General features: G+C 64.1%; 17 protein-coding genes. 13 read left to right on the top strand and 4 right to left on the bottom strand.

From position 1 onward, the window contains the following. Nucleotides 1-30: 30 nt before the first annotated feature. The 8 genes from ACYUME_RS20010 to recX all read left to right on the top strand — a co-directional run bounded on the left by ACYUME_RS20010 (nucleotide 31) and on the right by recX (nucleotide 5,390). Nucleotides 31-1,065 (top strand): phage late control D family protein, encoded by a 1,035-nt coding sequence (locus ACYUME_RS20010; RefSeq protein ID WP_279880770.1) that lies wholly within the window; start codon nucleotides 31-33, stop codon nucleotides 1,063-1,065. Nucleotides 1,066-1,208: 143 nt separating this feature from the next. Further along, nucleotides 1,209-1,418: a Com family DNA-binding transcriptional regulator gene (locus ACYUME_RS20005; RefSeq protein WP_279880772.1), complete on the top strand. Its 210-nt coding sequence runs from the start codon at nucleotides 1,209-1,211 to the stop codon at nucleotides 1,416-1,418. Beyond that, entirely contained in the window at nucleotides 1,405-1,956 is a 552-nt protein-coding gene (locus ACYUME_RS20000) for a glycoside hydrolase family 19 protein (protein WP_460416484.1), read from the top strand. Before ACYUME_RS20005 ends, ACYUME_RS20000 begins: the two co-directional genes overlap by 14 nt. Further along, the gene (locus tag ACYUME_RS19995) at nucleotides 1,953-2,459 is read left to right on the top strand and encodes a lysis protein (protein ID WP_460416482.1); all 507 of its coding nucleotides are present in this window, start codon (nucleotides 1,953-1,955) and stop codon (nucleotides 2,457-2,459) included. The genes ACYUME_RS20000 and ACYUME_RS19995 overlap by 4 nt, the downstream gene beginning before the upstream one ends. 53 nt (nucleotides 2,460-2,512) lie before the next feature. Next, on the top strand, nucleotides 2,513-3,082 hold the full coding sequence (locus ACYUME_RS19990) for a hypothetical protein (RefSeq protein WP_460416480.1): 570 nt from the start codon (nucleotides 2,513-2,515) through the stop codon (nucleotides 3,080-3,082). 174 nt (nucleotides 3,083-3,256) lie between these two features. Beyond that, the gene (locus tag ACYUME_RS19985) at nucleotides 3,257-3,739 is read left to right on the top strand and encodes a CinA family protein (protein ID WP_460416478.1); all 483 of its coding nucleotides are present in this window, start codon (nucleotides 3,257-3,259) and stop codon (nucleotides 3,737-3,739) included. Nucleotides 3,740-3,843: 104 nt separating this feature from the next. Then, the gene (recA, locus tag ACYUME_RS19980; RefSeq protein WP_460416476.1) at nucleotides 3,844-4,911 is read left to right on the top strand and encodes a recombinase RecA; all 1,068 of its coding nucleotides are present in this window, start codon (nucleotides 3,844-3,846) and stop codon (nucleotides 4,909-4,911) included. Nucleotides 4,912-4,919: 8 nt separating this feature from the next. Beyond that, nucleotides 4,920-5,390, top strand: coding sequence for a recombination regulator RecX (gene recX / locus ACYUME_RS19975; RefSeq protein ID WP_460416474.1), 471 nt, complete (start codon nucleotides 4,920-4,922; stop codon nucleotides 5,388-5,390). A gap of 62 nt (nucleotides 5,391-5,452) precedes the next feature. Here the strand turns inward: recX and ACYUME_RS19970 are convergent, their stop codons facing one another. Next, nucleotides 5,453-6,571 (bottom strand): LOG family protein, encoded by a 1,119-nt coding sequence (locus ACYUME_RS19970; RefSeq protein WP_279880784.1) that lies wholly within the window; start codon nucleotides 6,569-6,571, stop codon nucleotides 5,453-5,455. A 310-nt stretch (nucleotides 6,572-6,881) separates the two neighbouring features. Between ACYUME_RS19970 and ACYUME_RS19965 the strand changes: the two genes are divergently transcribed. Next, nucleotides 6,882-7,088: a hypothetical protein gene (locus ACYUME_RS19965; RefSeq protein WP_279880787.1), complete on the top strand. Its 207-nt coding sequence runs from the start codon at nucleotides 6,882-6,884 to the stop codon at nucleotides 7,086-7,088. 1 nt (nucleotide 7,089) lies between these two features. On the opposite strand, the gene ACYUME_RS19960 is transcribed toward ACYUME_RS19965, so the two are convergent. After that, a complete protein-coding gene (locus tag ACYUME_RS19960; protein WP_460416471.1) occupies nucleotides 7,090-7,509 on the bottom strand; it encodes a quorum-sensing-regulated virulence factor family protein in 420 nt (139 codons plus the stop codon). Between the two features lie 214 nt (nucleotides 7,510-7,723). Here ACYUME_RS19960 and ACYUME_RS19955 point away from each other — a divergent pair, with 214 nt between their 5' ends. From ACYUME_RS19955 to ACYUME_RS19945, 3 genes are all read left to right on the top strand, one after another. Then, nucleotides 7,724-8,434 carry a tRNA-uridine aminocarboxypropyltransferase gene (locus ACYUME_RS19955; protein WP_279880792.1) on the top strand — a complete coding sequence of 237 codons (711 nt, stop codon included), beginning with the start codon at nucleotides 7,724-7,726 and terminating at the stop codon, nucleotides 8,432-8,434. Nucleotides 8,435-8,690: 256 nt separating this feature from the next. Continuing rightward, nucleotides 8,691-9,341 (top strand): response regulator transcription factor ErdR, encoded by a 651-nt coding sequence (erdR, locus tag ACYUME_RS19950; protein ID WP_279804904.1) that lies wholly within the window; start codon nucleotides 8,691-8,693, stop codon nucleotides 9,339-9,341. A gap of 73 nt (nucleotides 9,342-9,414) precedes the next feature. Beyond that, on the top strand, nucleotides 9,415-9,780 hold the full coding sequence (locus ACYUME_RS19945) for a diacylglycerol kinase (protein ID WP_460416469.1): 366 nt from the start codon (nucleotides 9,415-9,417) through the stop codon (nucleotides 9,778-9,780). Here ACYUME_RS19945 and finR read toward each other — a convergent pair. After that, the gene (gene finR, locus ACYUME_RS19940) at nucleotides 9,777-10,703 is read right to left on the bottom strand and encodes a LysR family transcriptional regulator FinR (protein ID WP_279880796.1); all 927 of its coding nucleotides are present in this window, start codon (nucleotides 10,701-10,703) and stop codon (nucleotides 9,777-9,779) included. The two genes, ACYUME_RS19945 and finR, sit on opposite strands and share 4 nt — an antisense overlap. 120 nt (nucleotides 10,704-10,823) lie before the next feature. On the opposite strand from finR, the gene fpr reads away from it, so the two are divergent. Next, a complete protein-coding gene (gene fpr, locus ACYUME_RS19935) occupies nucleotides 10,824-11,603 on the top strand; it encodes a ferredoxin-NADP reductase (protein WP_279880798.1) in 780 nt (259 codons plus the stop codon). 175 nt (nucleotides 11,604-11,778) lie between these two features. Here the strand turns inward: fpr and tsaA are convergent, their stop codons facing one another. Then, a complete protein-coding gene (gene tsaA / locus ACYUME_RS19930) occupies nucleotides 11,779-12,474 on the bottom strand; it encodes a tRNA (N6-threonylcarbamoyladenosine(37)-N6)-methyltransferase TrmO (protein WP_460416466.1) in 696 nt (231 codons plus the stop codon). Nucleotides 12,475-12,479 lie beyond the last annotated feature (5 nt).

The raw sequence follows: 12,479 nt of genomic DNA, 5'->3' as shown, positions 1-12,479 counted from the left end.
ACCTTTCAAATCACCACTGGAGCCTGAACCATGCAGCCCCAATTTCGCATCACCGCGGACGGCAACGACATCACCCGGTTGATCAATGACCGCCTGCTGCTGCTGCGTACCACCGACAAGCCCGGCGTCGAGTCGGACGAGTTCGAACTGCGCATCGATGCCCGCGACGGCGCCATTGCGCTGCCGGCCAGGGGCGCGCTGCTCGAGGTCCACCTGGGCTATGCCGGACAACCCTTGAGCCGCCTGGGCCGCTATAGCGTGGATGAGGTCGAGCTGTCCGGCCCGCCCGATACCCTGGTGATCCGCGGCAAGGCCAGCGACCTGCGTGGCACCGGCAAGACCATCCGCAGCGGCAGTTGGGAGAACGTGACGCTGCAACGCATCGTCGCCGAAATCGCCGCGCGCAACGGCTGGCAGGCGGTCTGCCCGCTGGCTGTGCAGGTGCCACGGGTCGATCAGTACAGCGAGTCGGATTTCAACTTCATCACCCGCCTTGCCCGCCTGCACGACTGCACCGCCAAACTGGCCAACGGGCAATTGCTGGTGATGCCGCGCCAGGGCGGACACAGCGCCAGCGGCAAATCGTTGGGCGTGGTGACCATCGCCCGTGCCGATGTCAGTCAGTGGCAGTTCAGGCTGGCGGACAAGAACACCCACAAGGCGGTCAGGGCCCGGCATCAGGACAGCGCCAGCGGTCGTCTGCAGGCTGTGGAGTTGATCAACGGCGACGCGCCCGACGGCCTGCAGCCGGTGTATACCGACCGCCATCTGTATCCCACCCGCGCCGCCGCCGAGCAGGCCGCCCGGGCGCGCCTGGCCAGCTTCAATCGCGACAGCGCCAGCGTGCGCCTGGACATGCCGGGGCGCACCGACCTGTTCGCCGAACGCAGCATCGAGACCCGCGGTTTTCTCGCCGGACTGGACGGGACGTACCTGATCGAGTCGGTGGAGCAGGTATTCACCGCCAGTGGCTGGCGTACCACCGTGCAGTGCAACGGCGGGCGCCAGGGCAAGGCCCGGGCCAAGGGCGCGGCGCCGCAGCGCAGCGGGGCATTCAAGGCCTGACGGCCATGGAGAGGGTTTCCCGGTGCCTGCGGGTCAATGCAGTTCCTATAGTCGTCGTCAAATCGACGGGCCCGACCAGGGAGGGCGGCACATGCGTGACTTACCCCTGTCGGAGGTGACCTTCGAACCGTCAGGACCAGCACATGTTCATCGATCTACGCTGTGGCCAGTGCAACAAGCTGCTGGCACGCATCACCCCCGTTTCCGAGCTCCAGATCAAGTGCGGCCGCTGCCGCACCTTGAATCATGTGAAAGCCACGCGCTTCGAGCCATCGCCCATGAGCGAACCCGTGGCGGCGATCGCCGCCGTTCGATCAGACCGCAATGGAGAACCCATCGATGCCGCTCACTGAACAGCAGCTTCGCCAGATCTACCCGCTCGCCGGCCAGCGCGCCGCGACCTTTCTTCCCGCTCTCAACAGTGCCATGGCCAATTGGGAAATCGACCACCCCAAGCGCATCGCAGCCTTCCTGGCCCAGGTCGGCCACGAGTCCGGCCAGTTGCGTTACGTCAAGGAGCTGGGCAACGACCGCTACCTGGCCCGCTACGACACTGGCAGCCTGGCGCTGCGCCTGGGCAACACGCCCGAGGCCGATGGCGATGGCCAGCGCTATTGTGGGCGCGGGCTGATCCAGGTGACCGGACGCAACAATTACCAGGCTTGCAGTCGCGCACTGTTCGGTGACGAGCGCCTGCTGGCGCAGCCGCAGATCCTCGAGCAACCGCGCTGGGCCTGCGAGTCGGCGGCCTGGTTCTGGCATTCGCGCGGGCTCAATGCGCTGGCCGATCAGGGCGAATTCAACCGAATCACCCGGCATATCAATGGCGGATTGAATGGCCTGTCCGATCGCCTCGAACTGTGGAGCCGGGCGCGCGAGGTGCTGTGTTGAGTCGCTTGCAGTTGGCGCTCTGCTTGCTGCTGATGACGCTCAGTGCGGCATCGGCCTGGCAGGTACAGGCCTGGCGTCATGGGCGCCAGCAGGCCCTGCAGGAGCAGGAACTGGCACAGCAGCGCCTTGACCAGGCCGAGGCGCTGCAGCGGCTGATGCTGGCCGAGCGCGAACAGCGCCTGAGCCTCGAGCGGCGCCTTAAGGACAATGAATCGAAGCATTTCCAGGAGCTCAATGATGCCCAACAGTCTCAAGCCCGTCTGCGTGATCGCCTTGCTACTGCCGATCTGCGCCTGTCGGTCCTGGTCGAGCGTGACAGCCGTTGCCCCGCAGTGCCTGCCACCACCGGCGCCGGCGGCCTGGATCATGACCCCGTACGCGCCCGACTTGACCCAGCGCATGCTCGACGAATTGTCGCCATCACCGACGACGGTGACCGCGGATTGATCGCCTTGCGCGCCTGCCAGGACTATGTGCGCGCGCTTGCACTACCTGACCGGTGATCGGGATCACGGCATAATGCCGGTCCAGACGCATTGCCGGAAGCAAGGAACGCATGATATCGACCGCGAAGGATTCGCCCTCCCGCCTGTTGCAATGGCTGATCATCGTCGTGGGGGCGCTGCCGGTGTTCCTGCTGGCTTTCTGGGTGCCGCCGTTCGCCGAGGGTGACGAGGCGATCGCCCTGAACCGGTTTCTCGATGAGCAGTTGCTAGGGCGTGTCGGGCCCTGGTCATCCGAGTTCCCGCTGATGGCCAAGGCGGTTGCCAACTACATTGCCATCGCCGCGTTGCCTGGCGCACTGGCGTTGATCCTGGCGTGGCGTCGTCACCTGCGCCCGTTCGGACAGCTGCCCGACCTGGCGCCGTATCGCTGGCTGCTGTTCCTTGCCGGTCTGCTGGCGCTCTCGGCGCTGGTCATCCACCAGCACTATTTCAGCTATACCGACTTCGCCCTGCATCGCCCCAGGTTTCGTGTGTTTGGTCGTTATCGCGCGCTGTATCCCTTTTATGCCGCGGCGGCGATGCTGGCGATCGAGCTGGTGATCCTGTGCAACTACGCAGTGTTCGTGCATTACCCGTGGCAGTGGCTGTCGCGGCGTGCCGGCGCCCGTGGCGGGTGTTAGGCTTTGTACGAAAAGTGCCTGCGCGACGATCATGCTGCGTTGAAAACAGGCTCGGAATGCTCATTGACAACCAGTCAACTCCGCTTCCTTGCCTGTTTTCGCCTTGCCTGATCGCCGCTCGGCGACTTTTCGTACAAGCCCTAGGGTATGCGCAGTCTCAACGAGGAGCCCGACATGGACCCGATCACCGTTCTCTCCCAACGCCTGGGCGAGCACCTGCGACGTTTCAACGCCCAGGTGAGCACCGCCGAGTCCTGCACGGGCGGCGGCATCGCCGAGGCCATCACCCGTGTTCCCGGCAGCTCGGCCTGGTTCGAGGCCGGCTATGTCACCTATTCCAATGCGCAGAAGACTCGCCAGCTGGGCGTTCCCGAGCCGCTGTTCGCCCAGGTCGGCGCGGTCAGCCAGGAGGTGGTCGAGGCGATGGTGCGTGGCGCCCAGGCCGCCAGCGGCGCGCGCTTCGCCGTGGCGGTGAGCGGCGTGGCCGGGCCCGACGGCGGTTCGCCGGCCAAGCCGGTGGGCACGGTCTGGCTGGCCTGGGCCGATGGCAGCCAGGTCAACAGCGAGCGGCGCCACTTCGATGGCGACCGCGAAGCGGTCCGTCGACAGACGGTAATCGCCGCGCTAGACGGCTTGTTACAGCTTGGTGCCGAGTAAATCGTCCGGCGGGGGTTTGCGGAAACGAATCCCTGTGGAATAATACTGGCTACTTATACAGTTGTTCCGGCCCCAGGGCCTAAGTCGATCACGTGAGGATTTCAATGGACGACAACAAGAAGCGCGCCTTGGCTGCGGCCCTGGGTCAAATCGAACGCCAATTCGGCAAGGGCGCAGTCATGCGCATGGGCGATCACGAGCGTCAGGCCATCCCGGCCATCTCCACCGGTTCCCTGGGCCTGGACATCGCACTGGGCATCGGCGGTCTGCCGAAGGGCCGTATCGTTGAGATCTATGGCCCGGAATCCTCGGGCAAGACCACGCTGACCCTGTCGGTCATCGCCGAAGCCCAGAAGAACGGCGCCACTTGCGCCTTCGTCGACGCCGAGCATGCCCTCGACCCCGAGTATGCCGGCAAGCTGGGTGTCAACGTCGATGATCTGCTGGTCTCGCAGCCGGACACTGGCGAGCAGGCCCTGGAGATCACCGACATGCTGGTGCGCTCCAACGCCGTCGACGTGATCATCGTCGACTCCGTGGCAGCCCTGGTGCCCAAGGCCGAGATCGAAGGCGAGATGGGCGACATGCACGTTGGCCTGCAAGCCCGCCTGATGTCCCAGGCCCTGCGCAAGATCACCGGCAACATCAAGAACGCCAACTGCCTGGTCATCTTCATCAACCAGATCCGCATGAAGATCGGCGTGATGTTCGGCAGCCCGGAAACCACTACCGGCGGTAACGCCCTGAAGTTCTACGCCTCGGTGCGCCTGGACATCCGTCGTACCGGCGCGGTCAAGGAAGGCGACGAAGTGGTCGGCAGCGAAACCCGCGTCAAGATCGTCAAGAACAAGGTCTCGCCACCGTTCCGTCAGGCCGAGTTCCAGATTCTCTACGGCAAGGGCATCTACCGCAACGGCGAGATCATCGACCTGGGCGTTTCTCAAGGCCTGGTGGAGAAATCCGGGGCCTGGTACAGCTACCAGGGCAACAAGATCGGTCAGGGCAAGGCCAACGCCGCCAAGTACCTGCACGAGAATCCAGCCATTGGCGCCGAGATCGAGAAGCAGATTCGCGACAAGCTGCTCACCGCAGGTGCCGTGGCCGCTGCTGGCAAGGCCGCTGCCGTTGAAGCCGATGCCGACGACATGGCCGACGCCGACGCCGGTTATTGATCGGCTCCATGTCCGTCGTACTCGACACTCCCGTCGCCGTTCGGCGGACAGCCATGGACCTGCTCGCCCGCCGCGAGCACGGTCGTGTCGAGCTGACGCGCAAGCTGCGTCAGCGCGGTGCTCCGGATGAGCTGATCGAGCCCGCGCTCGATCGGCTTGCCGAAGAAGGGCTGCTCAGTGAGGCCCGTTACCTCGAAAGTTTCATCCGCTACCGTTCCGGTGCTGGTTACGGCCCGGCGCGAATTCGCGAGGAGCTGGGGCAGCGTGGACTTGCCCGTGGTGATATCGACCAGGCCCTGCGTGAAAGCGAGGTCGACTGGGCCGCGCAGCTGCGCGATGTCTGGCAGCGCAAGTTCGCCGGACAACGCCCTCATGATCCACGCAGCCGTGCGCAGCAGACACGCTTTCTGGCCTACCGTGGTTTTTCCATGGAGATGATCGGCCGGCTGCTCAGTGGTCGCGACCTCGACGACTACTGAAGCCTTGAATGATGCCCTGCATGGTCGCCTTGAAAGAGGCGGTCATGCAGGGCATTTTTCGTTCAGCTGACTTTCAAGGCTTCCCGTGCCCGCTGGGTGGTATGCATCGGCTGGGGTTTGGCCCAGTTCTCCGGCAGGTTGATGAAATCCACCAGCTCGCGCAGACGCCCCTGGTCGCGACCGTTGAAGGCGAAGGTCAAGCGTGTCAGGTGGCTGAAGTTACCTTCCTCGTGCTCGGCACCGCTGTCCGGTTGCTGGTGGAACCTGCCGCTCAGGCGCAAGTCGGCGAAGCCTTCCTCCACATCATGCAGCGCCGCGTCGCTGAGTGGGTGATGCATGCGGATCACGAACTGGTTCTTCAGCCAGCGGCTGGAGTGGTAGTTGCTGTAGAACTGGTTGATTTCCTCCACCGCCTCATCGGCACTATGTACCAGGCGCACCAGCTTGAGGTCGCTGGGCAGGATGTAGCGGTTTTCCTCGAGCTGGCGGCTGATGAAACTCAGCGCGTCGCGCCAGAAGCTGCCGCCGGGCGAGTCCAGCAGTACCACTGGCACCAGCGGGCTCTTGCCTGTCTGGATCAAGGTCAGCACTTCCAGCGCCTCGTCGAGGGTGCCGAAGCCCCCTGGACACAGCACCAGCGCATCGGCCTCCTTGACGAAGAACAGCTTGCGGATGAAGAAGAAATGGAACGGCAGCAGCTTGTCGGTGCCGTCGACCGTGGCGTTGGCGTGCTGCTCGAACGGCAGGGTGATGTTGAAGCCCAGGCTGTGCTCGGTGCCGGCGCCTTCATGGGCCGCGGCCATGATGCCGCCGCCGGCGCCAGTGATCACCATCAGGTCCGAGCGCGCCAGGGTCACCCCCAGCTCTCGCGCCAGGGCATACATGGGATGTTCCACGGGGGTGCGTGCCGAGCCGAACACCGTGACCTTGCGTCGCCCCTTGTAGCGCTCGAGCGTGCGGAACGCGTGGTCGAGCTCGCGCAAGGCCTGCAGGGTGATCTTGGCGTTCCAGCGGTTGCGATCGTCATGGGCCATGCGCAGGACGGTCAGCATCATGTCGCGGTACAGCGGCAGGTTGGGGCTGTTGGGCGCGACCAGTTGCAGTTGTTCGTCGATCTTGCTCAAGTCGATGCCGCTGTCGCGGAAGTGGTTGAACAACAGCTCGTTCGGTTGATAAGGCATTCAACGTCTCCTTCTGCAGCAAAACCTCTGACCGGGCCGATGGTGTGTCCCGGCCGCGACACTGCGTGTGTCGCTGGCTGCTGTAGCCTGAGTGTGATCCTCAAGCGTTGCAGTAGGCCTTCAAGGCCATGATGCAGTGGCAATTCCATCTTGTTGTCGTTGTGCTGGGTACTCGCTTTCAATCTAGACGCTGGCACGCGTTCACGCCGCTTTCGGCAATAGAGAGAGCCGCTGGTCGGATCGGATCCAAGCGGTTCGGCGCTTTGGTTTACTGGGAGGGCACAGGCGCACGATGCACGGAGGTGGCGGTATGCATCGGCTGGTGATCGAGGTGGATGGGCAACTCTTGCAGTTGCTGGAGCGGTCAGCGTTGGAGCATCGCTTGAGCCTGGAGGGTGAATGCCTGCGGCGCCTGGAGGGCGACGAGCGGCATTCGCGTTATCTGCAGGCCTTGCTGGCGGAGTTGCGCGCCGATGAAGAGCAGCGGCGCGCCAGTGACAGCGATCGGGTGGCCTGAATCACTTCTTCTTGTTGCCTGCCATGCAACTGGCGGCGTCGAACGCCTGGTCCATGACCGGTTGGTTGGTCTTGTACACGCTGAAGCGGTAGACCATCACCGCACCCTTGGACATCAACTGGCGGTAACCATTGTTGCGGCACACGCTGTCGCCCAGTTGGCTGCGCACCTGGGCGGGATTGGCCTGCATGCGCTCGGCATGCTCCTGACGCACGCTCAGGTGATTGATCAGGGCCTTGCCTTCTACGGTGTAGCCCTGGTCGAGAATGTCTTCGTTGATGGCCCGCGGGGTGCCGACGCTGCTTTCCTTGGCGACCTTCTGCAGCGTCTGGGTGAGCTCGTACTCCTGCTTGGACGCAGCCTGGGCGGCCAGGGGCAGGGCGAGCAGCAGGCTCAGGGTCGGGGCAATAAGACGCAGCATGGATCTCTCCTGGTTCGATGACTGGCGCTTTGACCTGCGCCGGCGGGCGGCGTTCCATGAAACCCTTGGGGTTTCCGGCCGCTGGAAGAGGCGATTATAAAGGAGCGCAAGGCAGCGCTGCACGGCAAATGACGCCCGCTCTGGTAGACTGGCGCTCTGTCACTCAGCGAGTCGTCCCTGTGTTTGTCCCATCCCTTTGCCTGGGCCTGCGGCCATGAGCCACGCGGTAGCACGCCTGCGCGCCGAACGCCTGGCCCGTAGCATCAAGCCCTTCATCGCCCGTGGCTCGCGTGCCGAACGCTGCCCGGATTGCCGGGTGATCGCCACCCATTGCCTGTGTGCCTGGAAGCCCCGCGTGCAGGCCGAGTCCGGGGTGTGTCTGTTGATGCACGACACCGAGCCGTTGAAGCCGACCAATACCGGCTGGCTGATCGCCGACCTGATCGAGCACACGTCGGCCTTCGGCTGGTTGCGCACTTCGGTGGACGAGCAGTTGCTGGCGTTGCTCGACGACCCGCAGTGGCAGCCCTACATCGTCTTTCCCGGCGAATTCGTCGCCCAGGAGCGAGTGGTCGGCGAAGTCGCGCGCGAACCCGGCAAGCGTCCGCTGTTCATCCTGCTCGACGCCACCTGGACGGAAGCGCGCAAGATGTTCCGCAAGAGTCCGTACCTGGACAAGTTCCCCGTGCTGAGCCTGCAGGCCGAGCAAATGTCGCGCTACCGTCTGCGCCGTTCCAAGCGCGACGACCACTTCTGCACCGCGGAAGTGGCCGCCATGTGCCTGGACCTGGCGGGGGACACCCAGGCTTCGCAGGCGCTCGACGCCTACCTCGACCTGTTCAGCCTGCACTACCTCAGCGGCAAGCGCCGCCTGCCACTGGACGAGCAGGATGAGGTCCACCAGCGTTTGCATACCTTCCTATAGTCCAAGGGGCAGGCGCGAAGGATTGGTTCATACTGTCGGGGCTGGCAGCCAGGGTGGGCGGGACGACCGGGCAATTGGCTTGACCACCCGGGACCTGCTCGGCATCCTTGGCGCCGCTTCGGGCACGACGAAGTTGCCGTTATCCCGGACTTTGCCGTGCCATCCCGGCCGGCGGCCCCGCCGTTCGCGCCATGAGTTGCCCGCCAGGCGCTTTCCGTACCCCTTGCGCCTGGCACAGAACAGGATCCATAGATCGATGGCCACATACGAAATCCTGATTGCCGATGACCACCCCTTGTTTCGCAGCGCGATGCGCCAGGCCGTCACGCTCGGCCTGGGCCCTGACGTGCGTCTGGTGGAGGTGGCGAGCATCGCCGAACTGGAAACCCGCCTGAGCGAAAAAGCTGACTGGGACCTGGTCCTGCTGGACCTGAACATGCCCGGCGCCTACGGCTTCTCGGGGCTGGTGCTGCTGCGCGGACAATACCCGCAGATCCCGGTGGTGATGGTTTCGGCCCAGGAAGAGGCGGCGGTCGTGGTCAAGTCCCGCGAGTTTGGCGCCAGCGGTTTCATTCCCAAGTCGAGCAACCTGGAGGTCATCCAGGATGCCGTGCAGAAGGTGCTCGACGGCGATGTCTGGTGGCCGCCGCAAGCCTTCGACAAGGTCGATGTCTCGGCCGAAGCCAAGGCCGCCAGCGAGGGGCTGGCCAGTCTCACGCCGCAGCAGTTCCGCGTGCTGACCATGGTCTGCGAGGGCCTGCTGAACAAGCAGATCGCCTACGAGCTGAATGTGTCCGAGGCGACCATCAAGGCCCACGTGACGGCGATCTTCCGCAAGCTGGGCGTGCGTACGCGGACCCAGGCGGCGCTGCTGCTGCAACAACTTGAATCGGTTTCGGCCAGCTAAGTAGCCGAGCGTTCACGCTTTTTTGACCCGTGCTGGATTAGCCTTCCGGCCTTTCAACGGTGAAGTGACACCCATGTCGCCATTCAAGGGCCAGACCGGCCTCAAACGCATCTTCAACGCCGCCGGCTATTCGCTCGACGGTCTGCGCGCCGCCTTCAAGGGCGAGGCCGCCTTCCGCCAACTGGTGCTGCTCAACGTGCTGCTGATCCCGACGGCCTTCTGGCTGCCGGTCAGCCGTGTCGAGCGGGCCATGCTGATCGCCGTGTGCCTGCTCGGTCTGATCGTCGAGCTGCTCAATTCGGCGGTCGAGGCGGCGATCGACCGTATTTCCCTCGATCGCCACCCGCTGTCGAAGAACGCCAAGGACATGGGCAGCGCCGCGCAACTGGTGGCGATGACCATGGTCGCGGTGGTCTGGGGCGTGATCCTGCTCGGCTAGGCGATCGGCGGCAGGACGATCTCGTCACTGCGTTGCACGCCGGCGGTGAAGCTGCGGCACAGCTCGAGAAACTCGCGCATGGCGGAGGTCTGGTACTTCTGCTTGTGCCAGATGAAGTAGAACTGCCGCGACAGGTCCAGGGCCGGGGTTTCCACCGCGACCAGGCTGCCGCGGCGGAAGGCGTCGCGCAGGGCCAGGCGCGATATGCAGCCGATGCCCAGGCCCGACTCCACGGCGCGCTTGATCGCTTCGGTGTGCTCCAGCTCCAGGCGTATGTTCAGGTTGGCGCGGTGATGACGCATGGCCTGATCGAAGGTCAGGCGTGTGCCCGAGCCCTGTTCGCGCAGGATCCAGGCCTCATGGGAAAGCTGCTCGATATCGGCGTGGCCGACCTTGGCCAGCGGATGCTGCGGTGCGCAGAACACCACCAGCTCGTCTTCCACCCAGGGTTGCACCTCGAGGTCGGGATGGTTGCAGTCACCTTCGATTAGACCCAGGTCAATTTCGTAGTGGGCCACTTGCTGCACGATATGCGCAGTGTTCTGTACATGCAGTTTCACCTGGCTCTCCGGGTGGACCTGCATGAAACTGCCGATCAGCAGCGTGGCGAGATAGTTGCCGATGGTCAGGGTGGCGCCGACCGCCAGCGAGCCGAACCCCGACTTGCCGTTGAGCAGGTCCTCGATTTCCTTGGCCTGGTCGAGCAGGGCGACCGCCTGGGGCAGCAATTGATGGCCCAGGGCATTCAGGCTCAGGCGTTTGCCTGCGCGGTCGAAGAGCTGGCAGCTGGACTGGCGTTCCAGTTCGGTGATCGACGTGCTTGCGGCCGATTGTGACAAGGCCAGCACGCCAGCAGCCCGGGACACGCTCTGGTGCTGGGCGACGGCGACGAAGACCTGGAGCTGACGAAGTGTGAATCGCATATCTATATAACCGATAACACATATCTTGATAATTCAGTTAACAGATATTGTCGCTGCCCCTAAACTATCGCGCAACTGCGCGTCCTGCGCGCGCCGCGTTTTCCTTCAGGAGCCCCATCGATGAGCAACATGAACCACGAACGTGTCCTCAGTGTGCACCACTGGAACGACACCCTGTTCAGCTTCAAGTGCACCCGCGACCCGGGCCTGCGCTTCGAGAACGGTCAGTTCGTGATGATCGGCCTGCAGCAGGACAGTGGCCGCCCGCTCATGCGCGCCTACTCCATCGCTTCGCCGAACTGGGAAGAGCATCTGGAGTTCTTCAGCATCAAGGTGCCGGACGGTCCGCTGACCTCCCAGCTGCAGCACCTGAAGGAAGGCGACGAGATCATCATCAGCAAGAAACCGACCGGCACCCTGGTGCTCGACGACCTGAACCCGGGCAAGCACCTGTACCTGCTGAGCACCGGCACCGGCCTGGCCCCGTTCATGAGCGTGATCCAGGACCCCGAGACCTACGAGCGTTTCGAAAAGGTGATCCTGGTCCATGGCGTGCGTTACGTGAACGAAGTGGCCTACCGCGAGTTCATCACCGAGCACCTGCCGCAGAACGAGTTCTTCGGCGAGTCGGTGCGTGACAAGCTGATCTACTACCCGACCGTGACGCGCGAGCCGTTCGAAAACCAGGGTCGTCTGACCGACCTGATGCGCAGCGGCAAGCTGTTCACTGATATCGGCCTGCCACCGATCAATCCGCAGGACGATCGTGCGATGATCTGCGGCAGCCCGAGCATGCTCGACGAGACCAGCGAAGTGCTGGACAGCTTCGGCCTGAAGATTTCCCCGCGCATGCGCGAGCCGGGCGACTACCTGATCGAGCGTGCCTTCGTCGAGAAGTGAGGCGAGCGGCAGGAATGAAAAAAACGCAGGCTTGGCCTGCGTTTTTTTATGTCTGCGATATTGGTGGGGGGCGATGCTGGGCCTTTCGCGGGTAAACCCGCTCCTACAGGGACCAGTGAAGATCCTGTGGGAGCGGGCTTGCCCGCGAAGAGGCCGGACCTGAAAACGGATGGTTTCAGCGTTCGCGCACCACTTCCAGCACCCGAATCGCATCCGGTTGCGGGTAGTGCCACCTGACCTGCACATCCCAGAACCTTACGCCGTACACCCGCTCCGGCGGTGGTATCTGGTAGGCCGGGCGCGGATCCTGCGCCAGGCATTGCTCGATCAGCTCGACCAGTGCTTCGCCCAGGCGCGATGCGTGCTCGCGCGCCTGGGACAGGGCCGCGTCGCTCCACTGCACCGCAATGGGCGCCGGCGCGCCGTCGGCCATGCGATTGGTCGCTTCGGCGAGGCTGTCGGCATAAGGCACGTAGGGCTTGATGTCCAGCACCGGTGTGCCGTCCAGCAGGTCGATGCCCGAGAGCAGCAGGCGCCCTGGCTCGACACCCTCCAGGCGTACCACCGACTGGCCGATGCCGTTGGGCCGGTGGGTGGCCCGAGTGGCAAACACCCCCATGCTCTTGTTGCCGCCCAGGCGCGGTGGGCGAACCTTCAGGCGTGGCTTGTCCTCCAGGGCCTCATGGAAGAGAAACAGCAGCCAGACGTGGCTGACCTGCTCCAACCCCTGCACCGCGTCGCCTTGGTCGAACGGCGGCAGCAGTTCCAGCACGCCACGCGCCGCTGGCGCCAGCTGTGGCTGGCGCGGAATGGCGAACTTCTCCTTGAAGCAGGAGCGCACGATGCCGACCGGCGAGACCGTATGCTGCATCGCCG

It is taken from the genome of Pseudomonas sp. microsymbiont 2, assembly GCF_054788395.1.
This window is presented reverse-complemented; position numbering and strand designations above follow the sequence as displayed.